This window comes from Pseudomonas sp. GW822-FHT05A08 (genome assembly GCF_058800485.1).
The window spans coordinates 1,003,373-1,028,934 of the sequence record NZ_CM179511.1; the positions used below are offsets into that span (position 1 = coordinate 1,003,373).

16 protein-coding genes and 1 pseudogene are annotated in these 25,562 nt (G+C 65.6%); 11 read left to right on the forward strand and 6 right to left on the reverse strand.

Going from position 1 to position 25,562, the window contains the following annotated elements; genetic code table 11:
* Window positions 1–92 precede the first annotated feature (92 nt).
* Together AC3RCP_RS04520 and AC3RCP_RS04525 are read right to left on the reverse strand one after the other, a co-directional pair.
* A pseudogene (locus AC3RCP_RS04520) lies at window positions 93–599 on the reverse strand (methyl-accepting chemotaxis protein); the annotation flags it as partial.
* A gap of 1,510 nt (window positions 600–2,109) precedes the next feature.
* Complete coding sequence (locus tag AC3RCP_RS04525) at window positions 2,110–3,774, reverse strand: response regulator (RefSeq protein ID WP_007921641.1); 1,665 nt, start codon at window positions 3,772–3,774, stop codon at window positions 2,110–2,112.
* A gap of 292 nt (window positions 3,775–4,066) precedes the next feature.
* On the opposite strand from AC3RCP_RS04525, the gene AC3RCP_RS04530 reads away from it, so the two are divergent.
* From AC3RCP_RS04530 to speA, 4 genes are all read left to right on the forward strand, one after another.
* On the forward strand, window positions 4,067–5,134 hold the full coding sequence (locus AC3RCP_RS04530; RefSeq protein WP_053259488.1) for a DUF2333 family protein: 1,068 nt from the start codon (window positions 4,067–4,069) through the stop codon (window positions 5,132–5,134).
* A gap of 3 nt (window positions 5,135–5,137) precedes the next feature.
* A complete protein-coding gene (locus AC3RCP_RS04535; RefSeq protein ID WP_007921639.1) occupies window positions 5,138–5,674 on the forward strand; it encodes an NUDIX hydrolase in 537 nt (178 codons plus the stop codon).
* Between the two features lie 203 nt (window positions 5,675–5,877).
* Complete coding sequence (locus AC3RCP_RS04540; protein WP_007921638.1) at window positions 5,878–6,249, forward strand: translation initiation factor Sui1; 372 nt, start codon at window positions 5,878–5,880, stop codon at window positions 6,247–6,249.
* 223 nt (window positions 6,250–6,472) lie between these two features.
* Window positions 6,473–8,386: an arginine decarboxylase gene (gene speA / locus AC3RCP_RS04545; RefSeq protein ID WP_007921637.1), complete on the forward strand. Its 1,914-nt coding sequence runs from the start codon at window positions 6,473–6,475 to the stop codon at window positions 8,384–8,386.
* Window positions 8,387–8,447: 61 nt separating this feature from the next.
* On the opposite strand, the gene AC3RCP_RS04550 is transcribed toward speA, so the two are convergent.
* On the reverse strand, window positions 8,448–9,794 hold the full coding sequence (locus AC3RCP_RS04550) for an MATE family efflux transporter (RefSeq protein ID WP_492571437.1): 1,347 nt from the start codon (window positions 9,792–9,794) through the stop codon (window positions 8,448–8,450).
* A 189-nt stretch (window positions 9,795–9,983) separates the two neighbouring features.
* Between AC3RCP_RS04550 and AC3RCP_RS04555 the strand changes: the two genes are divergently transcribed.
* Entirely contained in the window at window positions 9,984–14,888 is a 4,905-nt protein-coding gene (locus AC3RCP_RS04555; RefSeq protein WP_492571438.1) for an alpha-2-macroglobulin family protein, read from the forward strand.
* A gap of 80 nt (window positions 14,889–14,968) precedes the next feature.
* Here AC3RCP_RS04555 and AC3RCP_RS04560 read toward each other — a convergent pair whose 3' ends face one another.
* Window positions 14,969–15,262 carry a hypothetical protein gene (locus AC3RCP_RS04560; RefSeq protein ID WP_007921634.1) on the reverse strand — a complete coding sequence of 98 codons (294 nt, stop codon included), beginning with the start codon at window positions 15,260–15,262 and terminating at the stop codon, window positions 14,969–14,971.
* Window positions 15,263–15,479: 217 nt separating this feature from the next.
* Here AC3RCP_RS04560 and pbpC point away from each other — a divergent pair, with 217 nt between their 5' ends.
* The 6 genes from pbpC (at window position 15,480) to AC3RCP_RS04590 (ending at window position 22,322) form a co-directional block, all read left to right on the forward strand.
* Window positions 15,480–17,792, forward strand: coding sequence for a peptidoglycan glycosyltransferase PbpC (pbpC, locus tag AC3RCP_RS04565; RefSeq protein WP_492571469.1), 2,313 nt, complete (start codon window positions 15,480–15,482; stop codon window positions 17,790–17,792).
* Between the two features lie 66 nt (window positions 17,793–17,858).
* Window positions 17,859–18,161: a MazG-like family protein gene (locus AC3RCP_RS04570; protein WP_007928682.1), complete on the forward strand. Its 303-nt coding sequence runs from the start codon at window positions 17,859–17,861 to the stop codon at window positions 18,159–18,161.
* The gene (locus AC3RCP_RS04575; RefSeq protein ID WP_007928683.1) at window positions 18,161–18,910 is read left to right on the forward strand and encodes a methyltransferase; all 750 of its coding nucleotides are present in this window, start codon (window positions 18,161–18,163) and stop codon (window positions 18,908–18,910) included. Before AC3RCP_RS04570 ends, AC3RCP_RS04575 begins: the two co-directional genes overlap by 1 nt.
* Before the next feature lie 12 nt (window positions 18,911–18,922).
* Window positions 18,923–19,534 (forward strand): DUF4136 domain-containing protein, encoded by a 612-nt coding sequence (locus tag AC3RCP_RS04580; protein WP_492571439.1) that lies wholly within the window; start codon window positions 18,923–18,925, stop codon window positions 19,532–19,534.
* 122 nt (window positions 19,535–19,656) lie between these two features.
* The gene (locus AC3RCP_RS04585) at window positions 19,657–20,214 is read left to right on the forward strand and encodes a DUF4136 domain-containing protein (protein ID WP_007928685.1); all 558 of its coding nucleotides are present in this window, start codon (window positions 19,657–19,659) and stop codon (window positions 20,212–20,214) included.
* Between the two features lie 167 nt (window positions 20,215–20,381).
* Window positions 20,382–22,322, forward strand: a complete 1,941-nt coding sequence (locus AC3RCP_RS04590) for a TadG family pilus assembly protein (protein WP_492571440.1) — start codon at window positions 20,382–20,384, stop codon at window positions 22,320–22,322.
* On the opposite strand, the gene AC3RCP_RS04595 is transcribed toward AC3RCP_RS04590, so the two are convergent.
* Both AC3RCP_RS04595 and AC3RCP_RS04600 read right to left on the reverse strand, forming a co-directional pair.
* Window positions 22,307–25,075 (reverse strand): ATP-binding protein, encoded by a 2,769-nt coding sequence (locus AC3RCP_RS04595; protein ID WP_492571441.1) that lies wholly within the window; start codon window positions 25,073–25,075, stop codon window positions 22,307–22,309. The two genes, AC3RCP_RS04590 and AC3RCP_RS04595, sit on opposite strands and share 16 nt — an antisense overlap.
* Window positions 25,072–25,518 carry a TadE/TadG family type IV pilus assembly protein gene (locus AC3RCP_RS04600; protein ID WP_492571442.1) on the reverse strand — a complete coding sequence of 149 codons (447 nt, stop codon included), beginning with the start codon at window positions 25,516–25,518 and terminating at the stop codon, window positions 25,072–25,074. Before AC3RCP_RS04600 ends, AC3RCP_RS04595 begins: the two co-directional genes overlap by 4 nt.
* Between the last annotated feature and the right edge of the window lie 44 nt (window positions 25,519–25,562).

The following is a 25,562-nucleotide window of genomic DNA, read 5'->3' on the forward strand; positions in this document are numbered from 1 at the left end:
TTCTTTCAGGCAACCTGCATAGGCCGGTTTTGCGAGGACTGCGTCCTCGATCGCAGCCTCGCAGGCTCGGCAGCGGCTACAGGACTATAGGGCTAGACGCGGAATGCCTGCACCGCCGTGTGCAACTGGCCGCCCAGGGCCAGCAGGTTCTCGCCTTGTTCGCGGCCTTCGCCGATGCGTTGCAGGTTATCCCCGCCCAATTGATGGATGCGCTCGCTGTGGTCGCGGATTTCGCTGACGGCGCCGCTTTGCTGGGCCGTGACATCGGCGATGCGGATGGCGGTGTCGGAAATGGTCTGGATCGCCCCGACGATTTCATCCAGCGCGCCGTCGGCGGCCTGGGCCTGGCTGGCCGTGGCTTCGGCATGTTCGACCTGGGCGCGCATGCCTTCCACCGATTGCCGGGCGGCGGCCTGCAGGCCGGCGATCAGGGTCTGGATCTCGGCGGTGGCACCCGCCGTGCGTTGGGCCAGGGAGCGCACCTCTTCGGCGACCACGGCAAAACCGCGGCCCATTTCCCCGGCTCGCGCGGCTTCGATGGCGGCGTTCAGGGCCAGCAGGTTGGTCTGGTCGGCGATGGAGCGGATCACCGTGAGCACGCCGCCGATGGTTGCCGACTCCTCGGCCAGCTGTTCGATCATCTGCGCGTTGCCTTGCACTTCGCCGACCAGGGCATGTAACCCGGTCAGGCTCAGGCCGATCACTTTCTGCCCCTGTTCCACCGCCATTCCGGCACTGCGGCTGGCATCGGCGGCCTGGCTGGCATCGCCGGCGACTTGCTGGATGGTCGCTTCCAGCTCGCCCAGGGCGTCGCGGATCTGCGCGGTGTCGCCGGCCTGGCGCTCGGCCCCGCCGTGCAGGCCACTGCTCAGTTCCGCCAGGGCGCGGCTGCTGCCGGCGACCTGTTCGGCGTTCTGCCGGATGGTGCCCACCAGGTCCACCAGGTAGGCGCGCAGGCGGTTCAGGGATTCTTCGATGTCGTGCAGTTCGCGGTTGGTCCGGCCCAGCTGGATGTCGCGGCTGAAGTCGCCTTCGGCCCAGGTCGACAGGGCCGGCGCCAGGTTGGTCAGGACCCGTGCCAGCCGACGCTGCAAGGTGTCGATCAGCAGGGCGATCAGCAGGATCAGGCCGATCATCAGGCCCTGCATCAGCCGCACTTCGCCCTGGATCTGCCCGTGCTGGGCGCGCACGACCGGTTCCAGTTCGGCGATGGCCTGCTGCACGGCGGTGATTTTCAGGTGGGTGGCGGCGCTGAGGTCGGCGCGTTTCTGGATCTGTTCGCGGGTGCGGTTCAGCTCGGCGGGGTAGCGGCCGAGCAGGCTGTTGAGTTCGCGCTTGAGGCCGATGCCGGCGTCTTCGACGGCGGCCTTCTCGGTGTTCTCCAGGCCCATCATGGCCGCGAAGTCATCGGTGTTCGACGCATTGCTGGCCGCGACACCCAGCAACGGCAGGGTTTCCAGCTGCTCGGCCTGGGCGCGCATGTTGCTCACTTCGCGCTCGACATCGGCGGCCAGTTCGCTGCGGCCGCTGCTCACCAGTTTGTCGCGGGCCAGGGACAGCTTGCCCAGGTGCTGGGAGGCGGTCAGCAGCAACGGCAGGTAGGTCGCGGCGCTCGGATTGCTGGCCGCCCCGGTCGCGTACTGGCTCAGTTGTTCGAGGCTGGCCCCCAGCTCGCGCTCGGCCTGCAGCAGCAGCGCTTGCGGATCGCCGGCCAGTTTGCCGGCGGCCAGCAGGTCGGTCTTGCTGAACTCGGCCAGGCCCGACAGGCTCGGGCGCAGGCTTTGCGCCAGTTCCGCGGGCAGTTCGTCGAGCTGGGCCTGCTGGGTTTCGATGGCCTGGCTGGCGCTGCTCAGGCGCAGGGCGTCGCCGCTGGCCAGGTAGTCCTCGATGTTGCGCGCCACCTGGTTCTGGAACTGCTGGGACAGCCCCAGGTAGCGCTCCATCAATAGGTAGGGGCGCTCGAGGGCGCGTTGCGACCACCAGAGCGTTGTGCCCAGGGCCAGGCAAACGGCAACTAATAGCAGGGTATTGAGATTGGTCAGCAGCTTCAGGCGCATCGCGTCCTACCAACGACTTGAATGGTAAGCGCCTGAACTTATTGCGTTTGTATTACAGGGTTATGACCGAATCGGTGGATTCCGGTGAAAAAGTGGCGCTTTGATGGCGCGCTGCCTGGACCCGGTTGCGCCCGCTGTCCTTGGCACGGTAGAGCGCTTCGTCGGCCTGGCTGGCCATCATCAGGCTGTCGGAGTCTTCCCGCAGTTCAACCACTCCGGCGCTGAAGGTGCACCACAGGTCCTGGGGCTGGGCCGGGTAATGGATTTCGGCAAAGCGCTGGCGGATTTCATCCAGCACCTTGCAGGCCGCTTCCAGGTCGGTGTCGGGCATGACGATGGCGAATTCTTCGCCACCGTAGCGGCCGATGAAGTCGGTCTTGCGCAGGCGTTGCTTGAGAAACAGCGCCAGGCTCTTGATCACCCGGTCGCCCATGGGGTGGCCGTGGCTGTCGTTGACCCGCTTGAAGTGGTCGATGTCGAGCATGGCGAAGCTCAGCGGCTTGTTTTCGCGGCGCGCGCGGAAGCTGCAGTCTTCGAGCAGTTGCAGGATATGGGTGTGGTTGTACAGCCCGGTCAGGCTGTCGCGGACCATGCGCGCCTTGAGGTTGCGCGCGCGGGCGGCGCGGTTGCGCACGGTGGTGATCAGGTGGCGCGGCTTGATCGGCTTGGTCAGGAAGTCGTCGCCGCCTTCGCTCATGGCGTCCAGCTGCTTGTCCAGGTCGTCTTCGGCCGACAGGTAGATGATCGGCACGCTGACATAACGGTCGTTATGGCGGATTACCTTGGCCAGCTCGGTGCCGGTACAGGCCGGCATGTACATGTCGAGGATGATCAGGTCCGGCTGGAAGTCGGCCAGTTCGGCCATGGCCTGGATCGGTTCGATCAGCGTCCGGGTAATGATCCCGGCGCTGTTGAGCAGGCGCTCGGTGTGCAGGGCCTGGGCGCGGGAGTCGTCGATGATCAGCACTTTATAAGGTTCGTACTGGGCGACGCAGGTGAGGATCTCGATCTTCTCCAGCAGGCTCGAGGCTTCCAGGGTGCCGGTGAGGAACTCCTGGCCGCCGGCGCGCACGGCGGCCAGGCGGGTCGGGGTGTCGGTTTCGTGGAGGCTGAAGAACAGCAGGGGCAGCTTCTGCTCCAGGCCTTCCTGGGCTTCGGCGGCCAGTTGCAGGCCCATGCCGTTGCCGCAGAAGTCGACGTCGATGACGATCGCCGCCGGCAAGCGCTCGACCATCGAGGAGCGGAACGCGGCGATGCTGTCCAGGGACTGGGCGCTGAGGCCGAAGAATTCCAGCTGCTTGGCCAGGCGCTCGCCGCGATCGTGGTCTTGCAGCATCACGTAGATCGGCTTGCGCAGGGGCGGCAGGAAGGTCTGCTCCAACTGGTCGCCATGGCGCAGGCCGGTGCGCGACAGGCGTTGCATCAGGCGGTTGAGGTCGGTGATCAGGCCGCTGCTCAGGCGCCCGCGGTTGGCGTCCACCGCTTCCAGCGAGTCGCTGATGCTGCGCGCCAGCTGGGTATGTTCGGGTTGTTCGAAACGTTCGGCGAAACGCAGCAGGCGCAGGTTGGCCTCGCTGAGTTCGGACATGTCGGCTGTCGACCATTCGCTGCGCTGCAGGCGCTGCCATATCTCGAGGATCTGACGCGCCTGGTGAATTACCCGCTGGGCAAAGTGGTGCTTGAGGCGCTCACGGCTGGGGTCTTCTGGCTCGGTCATATCCTGACTACTAGTTAGGGTGCATGCTGAGATCGACTGGTGGCTCTATGCTAGCACCTCTTATGGATTGTACGAGTGTCGTACGTCAACAATCTGCAACGCGACCTTATTCAGTTCCCGACCGACTGGTCGCATAGGTTCTGAACTGTGCTTCATTTATAGTGGCCGCTCGATGTACACCCGGCATGTGGCGCCTTGCGCGGCGGATGATTTTTAATCCGCTCGGTTCGAGGCACGATGGAGTAGGGTTGTGGTCGAACCGATGAACCCAAGTGATTGAAAGGATATAGCCATGCTGGACTGGAAGAACCGCGCGGGCAGCGCGCCGGATCGTGCTGCCGAACCCAAGTCGGCGACACGCAGCTACTTTGGTGGCCTGCTGTTCAGCCGCGCCCTGGGCACCCTGGTGGCCTTGTACCTGCTGGTGGCCGGTGCCCTGGGCTGGTACTGGAGCCAGGAACCGTCGCTGTTCCCCGTCCAGCAAGGCGCGCAAATTGCCGCCGAGAAGGAAGGCAAGCAGATGGTCGTGGGCTACACCACGGTGGAAACCCTCAAGACCGTGGCCGGCACCCTGCTGAACAAGCCGGGTGGCTATATCTCCAACGACCGTTTCCCGCCGGGCCTGTGGATGGACAACATGCCGAGCTGGGAATACGGCGTGCTGGTGCAGGTCCGCGACCTGACCCGGGCCCTGCGCAAGGACTTCGCCCGTTCCCAGTCGCAGTCCGCCGAGGACGCCGACCTGGCCAAGGCCGAGCCGCGCTTCAACTTCGACAACAAGAGCTGGGTGCTGCCGTCCAGCGAGTCCGAGTACCAGGAAGGCATCAACTCCCTGAGCCGCTACCAGGCACGCCTGTCCGATCCGAACCAGAAGAGCGCGCTGTTCTACGCCCGTGCCGACAACCTGAACAACTGGCTGGGTGATGTCGGGACCCGCCTGGGTTCGTTGTCCCAGCGCCTGTCGGCCAGCGTCGGCCGGGTCAAGCTCAACACCGCGCTGAAAACCGAAACCCCGGCGCCGGGCCAGTCGCCGCAGGTCGACGAAGAGGTGGTGGAAACTCCTTGGATGCAGATCGACAACGTGTTCTATGAAGCACGCGGCCAGGCCTGGGCCCTGTCGCACCTGCTGCGTGCCATCGAGGTCGACTTCGCCGACGTGCTGGCCAAGAAGAACGCCACCGTCAGCGTGCGCCAGATCATCCGTGAACTGGAAGCGTCCCAGGAGCCGATCTGGAGCCCGATGATTCTCAACGGCAGTGGCTTCGGCGTGCTGGCCAACCACTCGCTGGTCATGGCCAACTATATTTCCCGCGCCAACGCGGCTGTCATCGACTTGCGTCAATTGCTCAATCAGGGTTGATTCATGGTGGTTACCTCCAATGAGGCCGCGCATCGCGCGGCCTCCGATGCCGAACAAGTCGCCTGGGTCGATGGCGAAGACCAGTTGCTGGGCACGCTGGCCCGCTCGGAGTTGCGCGAGCGCGGCCTGATCGGGCGCGGCACCTATATCCTGCTGTTCAATTCCGCCGGTGAGCTGTGTGTGCATCGGCGCACCCTGAGCAAGGCCATTTACCCCGGTTATTGGGACGTGGCCGCGGGCGGCATGGTGCTGGCCGTCGAAAGCTACGCCGAGTCGGCGGCCCGGGAGCTGGAGGAAGAATTGGGGGTGAGCGGGGTGGAATTGACCGCCCATGACCATTTCTTTTTCGAAGACACCGACAATCGTCTCTGGTGCTCGGCCTTTTCGGCGGTCTGGGACGGGCCTCTGCGCCTGCAGCCGGAAGAGGTGCTGGAAGCGCGCTTCATTGCGATCGACGAAGTGATGCGGGAAATCACCGAAAAGCCCTATTGCCCGGACTCCCTGGCGGCCTTGCAGCGCTATCTGGCGCGGCGTCGCTAAAGTTGTATAAATTGGCGCGGTTAGGCTCTTAGCAAGTCGGCTTTTTGCCGTTACACTGCGCGACCTTTTTCAAGCTGAGCCGGCGTTGCTTCTTATATAAGCGCACCGGTCCAGTAGCGCTGCCCCTGCCTGAGTGGGGCTTCGCGGTCGATGGCACAGGCCATGTGCTTCGACCAGTCTTTGTCCTCCCAAGAGGATTGCCGGTGGCCAAAAAAGCCGCATCCTTCGCCGCCCTTGGTGGCCTGGTATTTTCCACCGACGCAGGTCGACATTGCCCGGACTGTAGCCAGCCGGTGGCAGCCTGCATCTGCAAACAAACCGTTATCCCTGCCGGCGACGGCATCGCTCGCGTGCGTCGCGAAAGCAAGGGCCGCGGCGGCAAGACGGTGACCACCATCACCGGCGTGCCGTTGGCCGAAGACGCGCTCAAGGAGCTGGCGACCACGTTGAAGAAACGTTGTGGCACCGGTGGCGCGCTGAAAGACGGCGTCATCGAGATCCAGGGCGATCATGTCGAGCTACTCTTGGCAGAGCTGATCAAGCACGGTTTCAAGGCGAAGAAGTCCGGCGGCTAGCAGCCTCTGTGAAAACCACCCCCGACTTGATGCAGCCCAGATCCGATTCAGGCTTGCCGTCGTCTTCATGGTTTTCACAGAGCCTGTTCATGACCGGTTTCTAAACTCAGCGCTGTAACCGAGGTCTATGTCCTCGTTGCAGGCTAATCGTCATTTTCATTCTTTAGACTGCGCCAGCCCCGGACCGGGGTGGCGCTCTATGACTTCTTTATAGGGGACTTCGATGTCCGTACGACGCACACGCAAAGACGATGGCAGCCAATGGACAGTTGCGGACAGCCGCAGTGTTTATGGGATTCGCCATTGGGGGGCCGGGTATTTCGCGATCAATGACGCCGGTCGCGTCGAAGTTCGTCCGAACGGCCCGAACAGCTCGCCCATCGACCTGTTCGAACAAGTCGAGGAGCTGCGCAAGAGCGGCTTGTCCCTGCCGCTGCTGGTGCGCTTCCCGGATATCCTGCAGGACCGGGTGCGCCAGCTGACCGGTGCCTTCGACGCCAACATCGAGCGCCTGGAATACCAGAGCAAGTACACCGCGCTGTACCCGATCAAGGTCAACCAGCAGGAAGCGGTGATCGAGAACATCATCGCCACCCAGAACGTCTCCATCGGCCTGGAAGCCGGCTCCAAGCCCGAGCTGCTGGCGGTGCTGGCGCTGGCGCCGAAAGGCGGCACCATCGTCTGCAACGGTTACAAGGACCGTGAGTTCATCCGCCTGGCGCTGATGGGCCAGAAGCTGGGCCACAACGTGTTCATCGTGATCGAGAAAGAATCCGAAGTGGGCCTGGTGATCGAAGAGGCCGCCTCGCTCAAGGTCAAGCCGCAGGTCGGCCTGCGCGTGCGCCTGTCGTCCCTGGCGTCGAGCAAGTGGGCCGACACCGGTGGCGAGAAATCCAAGTTCGGCTTGTCGGCGGCGCAGCTGCTGTCGGTGGTCGAGCGTTTCCGTGGCGCCGGCCTGGACCAGGGCATCCGCCTGCTGCACTTCCACATGGGCTCGCAGATCGCCAACCTGGCGGACTACCAGCACGGTTTCAAGGAAGCCATCCGTTACTACGGCGAGCTGCGCAACCTCGGCCTGCCGGTGGATCACATCGACGTCGGCGGCGGTCTGGGCGTGGACTACGACGGTACCCACTCGCGCAACGCCAGTTCGATCAACTACGACATGGACGACTACGCCGGTGTCGTGGTCGGCATGCTCAAGGAGTTCTGCGACGCGCAGAGCCTGCCGCATCCGCACATCTTCTCCGAAAGCGGCCGTTCGCTGACCGCGCACCACGCCATGCTGGTGGTGCAGGTGACCGACGTCGAGAAACACAACGACGACGTGCCGCTGATCGAGAACAAGGAAAGCCTGCCGGAAACCGTGCAATGGCTGGTGGATCTGCTGGGCCCGACCGATATCGAGATGGTCACCGAAACCTACTGGCGCGCCACCCACTACATGAGCGACGTGGCCGCCCAGTACGCCGACGGCAAGCTGACCCTGGCCGAGAAAGCCCTGGCCGAGCAGTGCTACTTCGCCGTGTGCCGGCGCCTGCACAACTCGCTGAAGGCGCGCCAGCGCTCGCACCGCCAGGTACTGGACGAACTCAACGACAAGCTGGCCGACAAGTACATCTGCAACTTCTCGGTGTTCCAGAGCCTGCCGGACACCTGGGCCATCGACCAGGTCCTGCCGATCATCCCCCTGCATCGCCTGGACGAAGAGCCGCTGCGCCGCGCCGTGCTGCAAGACCTGACCTGTGACTCCGACGGCAAGATCAACCAGTACGTCGACGAGCAGAGCATCGAGACCAGCCTGCCGGTGCATGGCCTGAACGAGGGTGAGGACTATCTGCTGGGCGTGTTCCTGGTCGGTGCCTACCAGGAGATCCTCGGCGACATGCACAACCTGTTCGGCGATACCGACTCGGTGAACATCTACCAGAACCCGAACGGCACCGTGTACCACGCCGGGATCGAGACCCATGACACCATCGAAGACATGCTGCGTTACGTGCACTTGTCGCCGGAGGAGTTGATGACTCATTACCGCGACAAGGTGGCTAGCGCGAAGATCAGCGCCAGCGAGCGTACCCAGTTCCTCGACGCCCTGCGTCTGGGCCTGACCCGCTCGTCGTACCTGTCTTCCTGAGGTTTCGACGGCTCAAGAAAAACCACCGCTTGCGGTGGTTTTTTCATGCGCGCCGCAAAGCTCAGCGGGCCGGGCTGAACCAGCCATCGTGCCGGCGCAGCCCGAGGGCGAAGGCCAGCAGAGTCAGGCTGCGCACCAGCATGAACAGCAGGAACGTCAGCCACAGGCCGTGGTTGCCCAGGCCCTGCAAGGCCCAGGCGCAGGGCAGGGTGAGGAGCACGCTGAGCAGCATGCCGTTGCGCATTTCCCGGGCGCGGGTGGCGCCGATGAACAGGCCGTCCAGCAGGTAGCTCCAGACCGCGATCAACGGCAGGGCGGCGAGGTAGGGCAGGTAGGTGAAGGCGGTCTGCCGCACTTCGGCGATGTCGGTCTGCATCTCGATGAACAGGTGCCCGGCGCACAGGAACAGCACGGCAAAACCGATGCTGGCCAGCAGCGACCAGCCGCCGGCGACCACCAGCGAACGGCGCAGCGCCAGGCGATCGCGGGCGCCGATGGCGTGACCGCACAGGGCTTCCACCGCGTGGGCCAGGCCGTCCAGAGCGTGGGCGGTCAGCAGCAGGCCGTTGAGCAGCAGCGCGTTGGCGGCCACGGTCGCGTCCCCCAGGCGCGCGCCTTGCACGGTGATCAGGAAGAACACCGATTGCAGCGCCAGGCTGCGGATGAAGATGTCGCGGTTGACCGCCAGCAACGGCCGCCAACTGGCCCAGCGCTGCAACGCCGCCCAGGCAATCTGCCCCGGGTAGGCGCGCAGGGCTGGGCGGGTCATGGTCAGGCCGATCAGCGCACCGGTCCATTCGGCGATCACCGAGGCCCTGGCCGAGCCGGCCACGCCCCAGTCCAGGCCCAGCACGAACCACAGGTTGAGGGCGATGTTGATCAGGTTGGTGCTCAGCAGGATCGCCAGCGGCGCCCGGGCGTTCTGGGTGCCGAGGAACCAGCCGACCAGGGCCATGCTGGCCAGCGCCGCCGGCAGCCCGAGCAAGCGGGTATGGAAGAAGGTGCGGGTCATTTCGTCCAGCTCGGCCGAAGGCTGCATCAGCTGCAAGGCCGCGCCGCTCAGCGGCACGCCTATGGCGCCCAGCAGCAGGGCCAGACCCATGGCCAGCAGCAGGCCTTGCACCAGGATCTGCCGCAGCGCCGCACCGTCGGCGCGCCCGGCGGCCTGGGCGGCAAAGCCGGTGGCGCCCATGCGCAGAAAGCCCATGGCCCAGGCCAGGAAGGTATAGAGGCTGGCGCCGACCGCCACCGCGCCGAGCTGGTGGGCATGGGGCAAATGGCCGATGACGGTGCTGTCGACCAGCGCCACCAGCGGCACGGAAATATTGGAAAGAATCATCGGCGCGGCCAGCGCCCACACCCGAGCATGGGTCGGACGGTGGCGCCAGGCAGAAATCAGGCTGGACATGCAGGCTCCTTGAGAGCGGGCATTGTAGCCGCTTGCCCGCCCGGCCATGCCATCCCGATCACGGCCCGAATCCTACAAAGACGCTGCGGGTGACAGGCCCTCTGTCGATCAATGTGCGCTGCGCCACAGCCAGCCGGACGGCGGTGAGATATAGTTCAACCCTTCGATACTCCTGCCAATGAGTGCCCCATGTTTAACAAAGGATTGTTCCTGGCCTGTGCGCTGGCCTTGCTGAGCGCTTGCGATTCCTCGACCTCCGACAAGGCGGCGACCCCTTCGGCTCCGACAGCGGCAGTGCCCGCGGCCAAGGCCCGGCCCGTGCAGGATGTCGCTGTGCTCAAGCAACGCTACGCCGGTCGCGAGTTGAACGTGGTGGACGTGTCCGAGGTGCAACTCGACGGGGCCAGCACCCTGTCGGTGAGTTTCTCGGTGCCCCTGGAGCCGCAGCAGAAGTTCGCCGACAAGCTGCATCTGGTGGACAGCAAGAGCGGCAAGGTCGACGGTGCCTGGGAGCTGTCGGACAACTTCATGGAGCTGCGCCTGCGCCACCTCGAGCCGCAGCGCAAACTGGTGCTGACCGTCGACACCGGGCTGCGCGGGGTGAACGACGCGACCCTGGCCGCCGAATACGTCAGCCGCCTGGAAACCCGCGACCTGCAGGCCACAGTCGGGTTCGCCAGCCGCGGCACCCTGTTGCCGACCCGCCTCGCCGAAGGCCTGCCGGTGATCGCGCTGAACGTCGACAAGGTCGACGTCGAGTTCTTCCGTATCAAGCCCGAATCGCTGCCGATGTTCCTCGCCCAATGGGGGCGTAATAACAGCCTGCACAGTTACGAGTCCCGGGAACTGCTGCCGATGGCCGACCTGGTGTATGGCGGCCGCTTCGACCTCAATCCGGCGCGCAATACCCGGGAAACCCTGCTGCTGCCGATCGCCGGGCTCAAGCCGCTGCAACAGCCGGGCGTGTACCTGGCGGTGATGCGCGCCTCGGGCACCTACAATTATTCGCAACCGGCGACCCTGTTCACCCTCAGCGACATCGGCCTGTCGGTGCACCGTTACCAGAACCGCCTGGATGTCTTCACCCAGGCCCTGGAAGGCGGCAAGGCGCTGGACGGCGTCAGCCTGGAACTGCTGGACGGCGAAGGCCGCGTGCTCGGCCGGGGTAAGACCGAGAAGGGCGGCCATGCCGAGTTGCCGCTGCCGAAGAAAGCCGAAGTGCTGCTGGCCCACCAGGGCGAGCAGACCAGCCTGCTGCGCTTGAACGGCGCCGCCCTGGACCTGGCCGAATTCAATATCGGCGGCCCCCAGCCCCATCCGTTGCAGTTCTTCGTGTTCGGCCCCCGCGACCTGTATCGCCCGGGCGAAACCGTGCTGCTCAACGCGCTGCTGCGGGACAAGGACGGCAATGCGGTCAAGCCGCAGCCGGTGAGCGTCGAAGTGCGCCGACCGGATGAGCAGGTCAGCCGCAAGTTCGTCTGGGACGCCGACGCCTCGGGGCTCTATCAGTACCAGCTGCAACTGGCCGGCGAAGCGCCGACCGGGCGCTGGCAGTTGGTGTTCGACCTCGGCGACGGCAAGCCGCAGCTGTATGAATTCCTCGTGGAAGACTTCCTGCCCGAGCGCCTGGCGCTGGAACTCAAGGGCAGCGACACACCGCTCAAACCGGACGAAACCGTCGAGATCAGCGTCAACGGTCGTTACCTGTATGGCGCCCCGGCCGCCGGCAATCGCCTGAGCGGCCAGATCTATGTGCGACCGCTGCGCGAGGCGGTCAAGGCCTTGCCGGGCTACCAGTTCGGCTCGGTCACCGAAGAAGAGCTGAGCCAGGACCTGGAGATAGAAGAGTCGACGCTGGATGAAAACGGCGAAGAGCTGATCGCCCTGGAAAGCAAATGGGCCGAGGCCCGTTCGCCGCTGCAACTGATCGTCCAGGGCAGCCTGCAGGAGTCGGGCGGTCGTCCGATCACCCGGCGGGTGGTGCTGCCGGTATGGCCAGCGGACAGGTTGCCGGGGCTGCGCGCGCTGTTCGACGGTGCGGAAACCGACGGCGACGGCCCGGCCGAGTTCGAACTGCTGGTGGCCAATAATGAAGGCCAGAAGCTGGCGGCGGACAACCTCAAGGTGCGCCTGGTGCGCGAGCGCCGTGACTACTACTGGAATTACTCGGAAAGCGACGGCTGGAGTTATCACTTCAACGAGAAATTCCTCACCCAGGACGAACAGGTCCTGAGTATCAAGGCCGGCGATACCGCGAAGGTCAGCTTCCCGGTGGAGTGGGGCCCTTATCGCGTCGAGGTCGAAGACCCGCAGACCGGGCTGGTCAGCAGCCTGCGTTTCTGGGCCGGCTACCGTTCCCAGGACAACGCCGAAGGCGGCGCGGTGCGGCCCGACCAGGTCAAGTTGGTGCTGGACAAACCGCTGTATGGCGACGACGACACCGCCAATGTCACGGTGACCCCGCCGGCCGCCGGCAAGGGCTACCTGCTGGTGGAGTCCAGCGACGGTCCGTTGTGGTGGCAGGAAATCGACGTACCGGCCGAAGGCAAGAGCTATGCGATCAAGCTCGATCCGAAATGGGCGCGCCACGACCTGTACGTCAGTGCGCTGGTGATCCGTCCCGGCGAGCGCAAGGCCAACATCACCCCGAAACGCGCGGTGGGCGTGTTGCACCTGCCCCTGGATCGCACCCAGCGCAAGCTCGGCCTGACCCTGACGGCGCCGGAAAAAATGCGCCCCAAACAGCCGCTCAAGGTGAAGATCCAGGCCAGGAACGCCGATGGCAGCGTGCCGAAACAGGCCCATGTGCTGCTGGCGGCGGTGGACGTGGGCATCCTCAACATCACCGAATACCCGACCCCGGACCCGTACTCCAGCCTGTTCGGGCGCAAGGCCTATGGCGCCGACCAGCTGGATATCTACGGCCAGTTGATCGAAGCCGGCCAGGGCCGCTTGGCCAGCCTGGCCTTCGGTGGCGACGCGGCGTTGGCCAAGGGCGGCAAGCGTCCGGACACCAGCGTCACCATAGTCGCCCTGCAAAGCGCGCCGGTGACCCTGAACGAGCAGGGTGAAGGCGAAGTCAGCGTCGACATCCCAGACTTCAACGGCGAACTGCGCCTGATGGCCCAGGCCTGGACCGACGAGCGCTACGGCATGGCCGAAGGCAAGACGGTGATCGCCGCGCCGCTGATCGCCGAACTGTCGGCGCCGCGTTTCCTCGCCGGCGGCGACCAGACCACCCTGGCGCTGGACCTGTCCAACCTGTCGGGCAAGGCACAGAAACTCGATGTGCAACTGAGCGCCGAAGGCCAGCTGGCGCTGGTCAACGAAACCCGTCAGAGCGTGCAACTGACCCAGGGCCAGCGCACCACGTTGCGGATTCCGGTGCGGGCGCTGGGCGGCTTCGGCCAGGGCAAGGTCAAGGTGCTGGTCAATGGCCTGGACCTTCCGGGCGAGAGCCTGCCGCCGTTCAGCCGCGAATGGACTCTGGGGGTGCGACCGGCTTACCCGGCGTTGCTCAGGCATTACCGCGTGGTACTCAAGGATCAGCCGTGGAGCCTGCCGGAAGGCGAGCTGGCGGCATTCGAGCCGGCCGGGCGTGAAGCACTGTTGAGCCTGTCGAGCCGGCCGCCGCTGAACCTCGGCGAGCAGATCCGCGCACTCAAGGCCTACCCCTACGGCTGCCTGGAACAGACCACCAGCGGCCTCTACCCGGCGCTGTACGCCGATGCCGTCAGCCTGAAACGCCTGGGCCTGGAAGGCGAGCCGGATGCCGAGCGCAAGCGCAAGATCGAGCTGGGCATCGAACGCCTGCTGGGCATGCAGCGCTACAACGGCAGCTTCGGCCTGTGGGGCGCGGACGGCGAAGAGGAATACTGGCTGACCGCCTATGTCACCGACTTCCTGCTGCGGGCACGCGACCAGGGCTTCGCGGTGCCGGCCGAGGCGCTGAAGAAGGCCAACGAACGCCTGCTGCGTTACCTGCAGGAGCGCAACCTGATCGAGGTCAACTACAGCGAAAATGCCGAGCACACGCGCTTTGCCGTGCAGGCCTACGCCGGGTTGGTGCTGGCGCGCAGTCAGCAGGCACCGCTGGGCGCGCTGCGCAGCCTGTTCGAACGGCGTACCGATGCGCGCTCCGGCCTGCCATTGGTACAGCTGGCCATCGCCTTGCAGAAAATGGGCGACCAGCCACGGGCCGAGCAGGCCTTGACCGCGGGCCTGGCGGCTTCGCGCAACAGCAAGGACTGGCTGGCCGACTACGGCAGCCCGCTACGGGATCAGGCGCTGATCCTGGCGCTGCTGGAAGAGCACGACCTGGCCAAGGGCAAGCGCGAGGAGCGGCTGTTCGAGCTGTCCGACCAACTGGCGGCCAGCCCGTACCTGTCGACCCAGGAGCGCAACTCGCTGTTCCTCGCCGGTCGCGGCCTGCTGGGCAAGCCGGAAGCCAACTGGACCGCACAACTGAGCAGTGGCGCCGAAAGCCGCGAGCTGAACAACAGCCAGCCCGGCCTGAAGCTGCAAGGCGCGTTGCTGGCGTCGCCGTTGTCGATCAGCAATCAGGGCAGCGAGCCGGTGTACCAGCAACTGACCATTTCCGGTTATCCACAGCAGGCGCCGCTGGCCGGTGGCGAGAACCTGAGCATTCGGCGCGAATACCTGGGGATGAACGGCCAGCCACTGAATCTGCGGGCCCTGGGCAGCGGCGACCTGGTGCTGGTGCACCTGGCGGTCAGCGCCAAGCAGCGGGTGCCGGATGCGCTGGTGGTGGACCTGCTGCCGGCCGGCCTGGAACTGGAAAACCAGAACCTGGCGCAGAGCGCCGCCAGCCTGGAAAACGCCAGCAGCCAGGTCAAGGAATGGCGCGAGTCGATGCAGAACGCCAGCCTCAAGCACCAGGAGTTCCGCGATGACCGCTACGTGGCGGCGCTGAACCTGGACGGCTACGACAGCGTCACGCACCTGCTGTACCTGGCACGCGCAGTCACGCCCGGCACTTACCGTGTGCCGCCGCCGCAAGTGGAGTCGATGTACCGGCCGAACTGGCAGGCCGTGGGTGAAACCCTGCCGGAGATGGTGATCAAGGCGCGTTGAGAAGGGTGATCGCGGCAAGCGCGTTCCTCATGTAGGAGCGAGCTTGCTCGCGATACGACCGCGCAGCGGTCGTCTATCGGTCAGTGCACCACCCAGCTCAGCAGCCACAACCCCAGCAGCAGCCAGATGATGCCCATGACGATCGAGGCGCGCATGAAGGCGCGGACCGCCGAGTACAGCAGCATCAGCCCGACGATCAGGGTGATGATGCTGATGATCGAGGTGTCCATGCCCAGCGCCCGCGACAAGCCGTCGATAAAGTTGCCGCCGGCGTTGGTCAGGGCGTTGAACAGACCGCTGAGGCCATCGACGATAAACCGTATGACCGAGCCCAGCGCCTGGCCGAGCCATTCAAAGAAGCTTTCTACCTGCATGCGTGCATCCTGATGAAAAAGTTGGCGTGCTTGCCAGACCTGAGCCTTTGGCCATCAATCGCGCTGGCGAGTTCCGTTCCAAGCATAGAGGTTCGCGGGTTTGATTTTTCGATTAGTTGCATCGCGCCTGCGCAGTTTTTGGTGGCGAATATTTGGCCAGGCACAGTCGCCCGGCTTGCCATCGCCGCAACCAAGCGGTCGCCGAGGCTGGCGCATCCTGCGGACCGTGCTGGGCGGCCTGTTGCTGCTGTGGGCCGGGCTTTGGCTGGCCGACCGCATCTGGCCGCTGCCGCTGCCCAAGGATGACCTGGCGCGGGTGGTGCTGGCCGAGGATGGCACGCCACTGTGGCGCTTTGCCGATGCCAATGGCGTCTGGCGCTATCCGGTGCGCACCGACGAAGTCTCGCCCTATTACCTGGACGCGCTGCTGACCTACGAAGACCGCTGGTTCTACAGCCATCCCGGGGTCAACCCGATGGCGCTGGCGCGTGCCGCCTGGCAGAACCTCACGGGCGGGCGGGTGTTGTCCGGCGGCAGCACCCTGTCGATGCAGGTGGCGCGCCTGCTCGATCCTCACTCGCGAACCTGGCACGGCAAGCTGCGCCAGCTGTGGCGCACCGCGCAGCTGGAATGGCACCTGAGCAAGCAGCAGATCCTCACGCTCTACCTCAACCGCGCTCCGTTCGGCGGCACCTTGCAAGGGGTGGCCGCGGCCAGTTGGGCTTACCTGGGCAAGTCGCCGCAGCACCTGACCCACGCCGAAGCGGCGCTGCTGGCGGTACTGCCCCAGGCGCCGAGCCGGCTGCGCCCGGACCGGCATGCCACGCGGGCACAGGCGGCCCGGGACAAGGTGCTGCAGCGCCTGGCGCAGTTCCAGGTCTGGCCGCAATCGGCGGTGGCCGAAGCCTTGCAGGAACCCCTGTTGCTGGCGCCGCGGCTGGAGCCGAGCCTGGCGCCCCTGCTGGCGCGCCGGCTGAATCGCCCGGACAGCCCGCCGCTGATCCGCACCACCCTGGACGCCAACCTGCAACGGCGCCTGGAAGACCTGCTTTTGGGCTGGCGCGCGCGCCTGCCGGAACACACCTCGGCGGCGATCCTGGTGGTCGAGGCGCAGACCATGGCCGTGCGCGCCTACCTGGGCTCGGTGGATATCAACGACGCCCGGCGCTTCGGCCATGTGGACATGATCAGCGCCATGCGTTCGCCGGGTTCGACCCTCAAGCCCTTCCTCTATGGCATGGCGCTGGATGCCGGGCTGATCCATTCCGAATCGCTGCTGCAGGACGTGCCACGGCGGTATGGCGACTACCGGCCGGGCAACTTCTCCATGGGCTTCAGCGGCGCGGTGTCGGCCAGCACCGCCCTGGCCACCTCGCTGAACCTGCCGGCGGTGCAACTGCTGGAAGCCTACGGGCCGAAACGCTTTGCCGCCGAGATGCGCATCGGCGGCATGCCGCTGACCCTGCCGGCGCTGGCGGAACCGAACCTGGCGCTGATTCTCGGCGGCGCCGGCAGCCGCCTGGAGGATCTGGTCAGCGGCTACAGCGCCTTCGCCCGTGGTGGCAAGAGCGCCAGCCTCCGCCTGCAACCGGACGATGTGTTGCGCGAGCGGCCGCTGCTGTCACCCGGTTCGGCGTGGATCGTGCGGCGCATTCTCAGCGGCCAGGCGCGCCCGGACCGCGACCCGCGAGCCGAGCTGGTACAGCGCCCGGTGCTGGCCTGGAAGACCGGCACCAGTTATGGCTTTCGCGACGCCTGGGCGATTGGCGTCGGGCCGCGCTACCTGATCGGCATCTGGATCGGCCGCCCGGACGGCACCCCGGTGCCGGGCCAGTTCGGCCTGGCTTCGGCAGCGCCGTTGATGCTGCAAGTGCACGATGTGCTGATCAACCGCGACAGCCAGCGCGGTATCAGCGCGCCGGTGCAGCCGGTGCCGATGAATGTCGGGGTGGCGGCGATCTGTTGGCCGCTGGGCCAGCCCATGAGCCGCAGCGATCCGAACTGCCGCCGCCAGCGTTTCGCCTGGACCCTGGACGGCACCACGCCGCCGACCTTGCAGGCGGCGGATCAACCCCTGGGCGTCGGCCTGCTGGAAAAAGTCTGGGTCAATGCCAAGGGCCTGCGGGTCGACGCCAAGTGCCCGGGGGCGCAGGCGCGGGATATCGCGCTGTGGCCGGCGCCGCTGGAGCCCTGGCTGCCGCGCATCGAACGGCGTGAAGCGCGCCTGCCGGCCAACGACCCGGGGTGCCCGGGGCCGGCCCTGGCGGCAGCGGCGCCGTTGTCCATCGTCGGCGTGCGCGAGGGCGATCGCTTGCGCCGCCCGGCGGCCAGCCAGGAACTGCTGCGGCTCAAGCTATCGGCCCTGGGCGGCAGTGGCCGGCGCTGGTGGTTCGTCAATGGCGAGCCGCTGGGCGAGAGTGCCAACCAGGACAGTATCAACGCCAGCTTCGAACGGTTGGGGCCATATCAACTCAGCGTGCTGGACGAAGGCGGGCAGACGGCGCGGGTCGAGTTCAGCGTTATCGATTGAGGGGGCGGTGCGGGCCTTGCCTTCATCCGCCATCCCCCCGAAGCTATACGCCTTCAGGAGACCCCGATGAACCTAGACGAACTGACCCAACGCCTGCACGCCATTCGCGACCGCAATGACTGGCGGCCATTTCACAGCCCGAAGAACCTCGCCATGGCCGCCAGTGTGGAGATGGCCGAGCTGGTGGAGATCTTCCAGTGGCTGAGCGAAGACCAGTCGCGGCAACTGCCGGCCGACAAGCTGGCCCATGCCGGCCAGGAAGTCGGTGACATCGTGCTGTACCTGTTGCTGCTGTGCAGCGAACTGGGCCTGGACCTGGAGCAGGTGGTGCGCAGCAAGCTGGCCGACAGCGAACGGCGGTTCGGCTGATGAGCGACCGTCATTTCGACCAGCTGGCGACCCGTTTCGCCGAAAAGATCTACGGCGGCGCCAAGGGCGCGATCCGCCTGGCGGTGCTCCAGGCCGACCTGGCCGAAGCCTTGCCGGACCGCCCGCTGCGGGTGCTGGATATCGGCGCCGGGCTGGGGCATATGTCGCTGTGGCTGGCCCAGCGTGGCCATCAGGTGACCCTGGCCGAACCGGCCGAACCGATGCTCGAGGGTGCCCGCCAGCGCTTCGCCGAGGCCGGCCAACAGGCGACCTTTATCCAGGCGCCCTGGCAGGACCTGCTGGGCCAGCTCACCGAACCCTATGACCTGGTGCTGTGCCATGCGGTGCTGGAATGGCTGGCCGAGCCCCACGCGATCCTGCCGGTACTGCATCAACTGACCACCCAGGACGGCTGGCTGTCGCTGGCGTTCTACAACCGCGATGCGCTGATCTATCGCAACCTGCTCAAGGGCCACTTTCGCAAGATGCGCAAGAACGACATGGCCGGCGAGAAGCAGAGCCTGACCCCGCAACAGCCCCTCGATCCGCGGGAACTGGCGGCGCAACTCGACGGTTTGTGGCGGGTCGAAACCCAGAGCGGGGTACGGGTTTTCCATGACTACATGCCGGTGGAATTCCAGGCCCGCGCCGAGTTGCTGGACCTGTTGGAAATGGAATTGGCCCATCGTCGTCACCCAAGCTTTGCCGGGCTTGGGCGTTACCTGCACTGGATTTGTCGTCCGGTCTGAGCGGAGCTCGAAATGAAACGCCACGCTGGTTTGCTTGTGCTGTGCCTGGGGCTGGCGGCCTGCCAGAGCCCCAACCCCTATGTCGCCAGTTCCAATCCACTGCCGCCGGCGCCGCCACAGGCGGCCGGGACCTTCGACCGCAGCGCCTACCCCGCGCCCCAGCGCGACTATGGGCGCTATCGCAGTTGGGCCTGGCGCAACGGGCGCCTGCCCAATGGCTCGGCCTGGGCCGATTCGGCGCAGGTCGTCGAGGCGGTCAGCAACGCTCTCGACCAGCGCGGCCTGCGCCCGCTGCACGACAACCGTCCGGCGGACCTGTGGGTCAGCGCCGACCTGCACCTGGAAAAGCGCCTGCGCCAGGTGCAGGACGACTATGGCTACGGTTACGGAGGATATGGCTACAACCGCTACGGCCCCGGCTACGGCATGTACAACACAGTGCCGGTGGTGCGTACCTACGAGGTAGAAGTCGTGGTGGTACGGGTCAACCTGTTCGACGCTAGCAGTGGCCAGCCGGTGTGGAGCGCCAGCGCGGAAACCTCGAGCCAGGGCAGCCTGAGCGAGCGCGCCGATGCGCTGCGCGAGGCTGTGGAAAAGGCCATGGCGGCGTATCCTCCTAGTTAGGCTCCGTACGAAGCTGCACGCTGGGCTGGGTTAAAGCAGGCTTGCCTGACCTTCGCTCGCCGACTTTCGTACAGACCCTAGCGACATCCCTTCAGGTGCATTTGCTCTTCTGGAGAAACATCATGTTCCGCCCTCTTGCTTTACTGGCCCTGGCCGCGCTGCTCAGCGCCTGCGCCGCCAACCAGGTCAACCATGACTTCGACGCCAGCCGCGACTTCGCGGCCTATCGCAGCTGGAGCTTCAAGGAACCCGCCCTGCAGTACCGCCCCGACGATCCGCGGATCAAGAGCGACCTCACCGAGCAGCGCATCCGCCAGGCCGTCAGCGATCAGCTCGACCAGCGCGGCCTGCGTCCAGCCGCGGCGGGCAAAAAGGCCGATCTCAACGTCCAGACCTACCTGATCGTCGAGAACCGCCAGCAACAGGTCACCACCAATTACGGCGGCGGCTGGGGTGGCCCGTGGAACGGCTACTGGGGCGCGCCGATGTACAACGAAACCCGCAACATCACCTACAAGGTCGCCACCATCCAGATCGACCTGCTCGATGGCAAGGACGGCAAGCTGGTGTGGCGCGGCAGCGACGAGCAGATACTCAGCAGCACGCCGAACCCCGCCGATCGCAGCACGGCGATCAGGGAGACCGTCGGCCGGATCCTGGCGAACTATCCGCCCAGGTAAGTTGCTGCATTCCACCACGGGGCGAGGGCTGCATGGGCCCTTGCCCCACACGGCACCCTGCCCAAACACAGCGCTGGCAAGTCGCCAGCGTTGTATTCCAGCCTTGACTACACTCCTTTCACCCAGCGGAGGTTGCGCCCGGCGGTGCGCCGGCAAAGGAGTGCTCCATGTTTTCCCGCACGCAGTTTTCCGGACCGGCTCGGCAGCGTGGCGCTATTGGTCTGATAGGGGCGCTGGCGCTGAGCACGGCGGTGTTGTGCACCCTGGTGGTGGTCGACAGCGGGCGCCTGTACCTGGATCAGCGTGAGTTGCAGCGGGTGGCCGATAACGCTGCATTGGAGGCGGTGGCGCGGGGCGGCAATTGCCTGGCAGGGGGCAGCGCGGCGGTATTTGCAAGAGAAAGCGCGGCGCGCAACGGCTTTGCGGTGGGAGACGACAGACCGCTGACAGCCACCTGTGGCTCACTGCAGACCGGTGCCGACAACCTGCGCACCTTCAGCCCCAACGCCAGCCAGGCCAGCGCCATCCGAGTGGTGGTCAGTGAAGCGGTGCCCACCAGCATCGCCCTCGGCGTAACCAATCTGTTTTCCGACAATCCCGTCAGCACCACGACCTCGTTGGCTGCCACGGCGGTAGCGGCTCAACCCAAGCCACCGCTGGCGCAATTGACGATTCGCAGCACGCTGGTCGACCTCAATCTGTTGAACGGCGCCCTCAGCGGCCTCGCGGGTAGCGCGATCAATGTCAGCCTGCTCGGTTGGCAGGGCCTGGTCGATACCGACATCAGCCTGCTCGGTTACCTGAAGCAGTTGGCCGTCGACCTGAATGTGAGCGCCGGAAACTACAGCGAACTGCTCGACGTTGACACCGACATTACCCAGCTGCTCCAGACCAGCATCAGCGTGGCCCAGAAGAACGGCGCCACCGCCGAGGTCCTGACGGCCCTGGGCAGCATCAAGGCCGCAGCCATCAATACGGCTCCGGTGAAACTGGGTGACCTGTTGAAGTTGCAGACCGGCACCGCGGACGCCGGGCTGGATGCCAACGTCCAATTGCTGAGCCTGGTCGAGGCGTTCCTGCAACTGGCCAGCAGCCAGAGCGCCGCGGCCGTCGAGCTGCCGGTGAGTGTGTTGGGGCTGGCGGGCGTCACCACCCGGGTCAAGATCGTTTCACCTCCCGAGTTCGCCATCGGCAACCCGGAACTGGCCGCCGTCGACCCGCTGGGACCCAATCGCATCTATGTACGTACCGCTCAGGTGCGGGCGTTGCTGACGGTGGATCTCTCGCTGATCAACAGTGTGCTGCAGGCGGTGAATACCCTGCTGTCGCCGGTGGTGGTCACGCTCAATACGGTGCTCAGTGCCAATCTCAGCTGTGTGCTCGGTGGCTCCTGTGTAAAGACTGACCTGCTGATCCTGCCGAACGGCGCGAACCTGGATGTCAGCCTCGAAGTGGCGGCCGGCGACAGTCATGTCACCGGCTATACCTGCGTCAGCGACAGCGACAACAGCCTTTCCGTCGACACCACCACCTCCGCGGTCAAGCTCAAGGTCGGTCGAGTGGACGCCAGCAACTGGGCGTCTTCGACCGCTCAAGTCAGCGTGAGCCCGTTGCCGCTGGTGGATATCGGCGCGAGGACCTGCCAGGGGCTGCTTGGCCCTTGCGGGACGCGCGTCCCTTTTGCCGGGGGCGGTAGCGAGTTGATGATCGACGCGCCGGGTGCTGGCGAGTGGATCGCCGGCACCCACGAGCCGAATTTCACCTTCGTCAATCCGCCGAAAATGAAGCAGGAACTGGCGGACGACGATTGGCACAGCGTGACCGCCTCCAATGTGGTCAGCAGCCTGCGCGCGTCGTTGACCGGCATCACTCTGATTACGCATCCGCCCAGCATCGGCAGCCTTCTCGGGGTGGTGCTCAATACCTTGCTGTCGGCGTTGAACACCGTAGTCGGCCTGCTGGCCACGGCTATCGGCGCCTTGCTCGGCCCGTTGCTGGACCCATTGCTGAACAATGTCCTGGCGGTGTTGGGCATCGATCTGGGCAAGGTCGAGGTGGGCGCCAACCTCACCTGCGGCCAAACCGGCCGGGCCTATCTGGTGATCTGATCGGTCTGTACCAACGGCAGTTCGATGCAGAAACAGGCGCCTTCGCCGGTGTTGCTCACGCTCAGGCGCCCGCCCATGTTCTCGACTATGCCGTAGCTCACCGAAAGCCCCAGACCGGTGCCCACGCCGACCGGCTTGGTGGTAAAGAACGGCTCGAAGATGCGCCCCAGCAGACGCGGGTCGATGCCGCCGGCATTGTCTTCGACCAGCAGCCGCACCCGCTGCGCGTCATGTTCGGCGCGTATGGCGATCCAGGGCCGCAAGTCCGGATCCTGCTCGCGCCGGCCGAGCAGCGCATCCCGGGCATTGACCAGCAGGTTGATCAAGACTTGCTCAAGCTGATCGACATGGCCCCGCACCTGCACGTTGAAGTCGATTGGCGCGACACGCAATTCAACGCCTTTGCCGCGCATGCCGTCGGCCAGCAGCGACAGGCAGCCTTCCACCGCCTGGGCCGGATCGAAAGGTTGTTGCTCGATCTCCGAGCTGCGGCCAAACACCCGCATATGGTCCACCACCCGGCCGGCCCGCTGGACCTGGGCATCGATGCGCTTGAGCTTGTCCTGCAGGTAGTCGAGTTGCACGTCGCCGTTGTTCAGGCGCTTGAGCACGTTGACGATGGCCATGCGCATCACATTCAGCGGCTGGTTGATTTCATGGGCCAGCCCGGTGGCCATTTCGCCCAGGGTGGCCATCTTCGCGCTTTGCATGAGCTGCAGTTGGGAGCGGCGGACTTCGGTGTTGTCGCGGCCGACGGCCTGGATCTCCCGCAGGCGTCCTTGCTCGTCGAACACCCCGCGGTCGGACCAGACCCACCAGGCATGTTCGCGCCCCGGCAGTTGCAGGTTGATTTCCGCGGTGCTGACCGGAAATTCCGGGGTCAGCTGGCGGATGCGTTGCACGAAGGCGGCGTGTTGTTCGGCGGACAGCCAGTCACCGAGGTTGGCTCCGGCCAGTTGTTCGGGCGGGCATTCCAGGTAGGTCGCCAGGGGCCGGTTGCCGAAGGTCAGGGTCAGGTCGGGCAGGTAGCGGCAGATCATCGCCGGGGAGTCTTCCACCAGGATCCGGTAACGCTCCTCGCTGAGTCGTATCTGCTCGGCGGCCAGGGTGGCGTCGGTGACGTCCAGCCACAGGCCGACGGCTTCGACCGGCATGCCCAGGTCGTCGCGCAGCAGCCTGGCCTCGTCGAGCACCCAGTGGTATTCGCCACGGCTGTCGAGCAGGCGATAGCGGCTGCGCACCGCGCCTTCGCGCAGCAGTTGCCGGTTGCGCTCGAAGTAGCGGTCGCGGTCGTCGGCATGCACCCGTTCCGCCAGGGCGCCGTCGTTGCAGTCGTCCAGGGTCCAGCCGAGCAACGGCTGCAGGCTGTCGCTGAAAAACGTCGGCTGCAGCGCACCCTCGACATAGCGCTGGACATAGATCACTGCTGGCGAATGGGCGATCAGGTTGTCCAGCCGGGCGTGGGCCGCGGCCGCCTGCTGCTCCTGATTCTTGATGTCGCTGATGTCCAGCATGAAACCGACGAAGCGCTGGTTCTGGCCAATGCCCAGGGCTTGCCCCTGCAGGCGGTACCAGATGGCCGGCAACTGCGGGTCGGCCCGCTGCAACCGTACGCAGAGCAGCAGCGGTTTGCCCTGTCGCAACTCTTGCAGGCGGCTGCTCAGTTCCTGGCGATCGGCGGGGTGGATCAGGGCCAGCCAGGCCTGCAGCGACAAGCGCCGGGTCTGGGGTTCCAGCAGCAGGTTGAGGGCCAGCTGCGGCGCCAGCTGGATCTCGTTGTCCTGCGCGAACAACTCCCACCAACCGGTGCCGAGCAAACCTTGCAAGGCCTCCAGGCGCTCCAGCTGGTGATGGTGCTGTTGTTCGCGTAGGCGTCCGAGCAAGGGCCCGGCCAGGGCGGCACTCAATTGCAGCCAGTCCCGTTCGCTCAACTGCGGTGCCTGCTGGCGTACCGGGTAGAAGCCGCAGAGCAGCCAGGCCGCGACACCGTGATCGTCGCGAAAGGGCACGACAAAGCCCTCGCTGCTGCCGAACGCACGTTGCAGGCGCGGATGCTCTCCAAGGCCTTGAGTGAAGATCAGCGACTGCGGGGCATTGCCGTTCAGGCTGTCCAGCCCGGTGCCCAGGACCTGGCCCTTGTGCCACAGCTGCGGTGCATCGGCGGCCTGATACAGGCCATGGATGTACCAGCCCTGTTCCAGGTCGTCGAGCAGCGCCAGGGCGAGGCAGGGGACATGCCAGTGCCGGGCCAGGGCATGAAGTTGCTCATGCAGCACCTCGGGCAGGCGAAAGAGGCTGCACAGGCGCAGCTGTTCGCTGATCTGCGCGGCGAACTGCTGGCAGTCCTGGCGTTGCTGCGCCTGCTGGCGTTCCAGCAACAGGTCGCCGATGTCCAGCAGGTGCAGGAGCCAGCCTTGGGTGGACGGTTGCACCCAGCCGCGCAGGTGCAGGGTTTGCCCGCCGGCGCCATGGAAGTCCAGGTCGAGCATGTGCCCCTGCCAGTCGCCAGGGCTGCCTTCGACACTCAGCGCGCTGTGCGCCAGCAGGTAGTCCAGCAGCGGCGCCGGCCCTTCGGCGGCCGGCGGCTGGGCCAGGGCGTGGCGCAGCGGGCCGGTCATTTGCAGCACCTGGGCGTTGTGGTCCAGGTGCACTAGCAGGCCGACCCCGGGCGTGGCCAGGGGCGGCGCGGGAGGAAGCGCCTGGGGCGTCGTCCGGCCGAGAAAGCGCCCGAGGAGTTTGTCGCCCGAGCTCAAAATTGCAGACTCGACTGGGCGCTGAGGTTCGCGGGCAGTACGGGCACGCTGCCCAGGCCCGGCAGCACCAGGAAGGGGATGACCTGTCTGAGCTTATCGGTGGAGTAGTGGACACGGACCGTGAGCAGGCCACCCGCGTAAGTCACGGTGGCATCGCTGGCGTTGTTGGCATTGAAGTTGAAGGCCTGCGGAATCCAGGTCAGTTGCTCGCGCAAGGTGTTCTTCGCGCGTGCTATCAGGGCGGCGTCATAGCCGGGCGTGGCGGGGTCCAGGGCGACGCTGCGCCGCACCGCTTCGGCAGTGGCCTTATTGAAGGACTGCACCATCAGAAGCGGCACGCTGTAGCTGACCAGGGCATAAAACACGGCGAAAAAAATGATGAAGACCATGGCGAACTCGATGGCCACGGCACCTTTTTGTTTTTCTGGCAGGTCGACTTTCACGGCGGCGTCTACCCTGACTGCTAGTAGGTCATGTCAGCATAGAA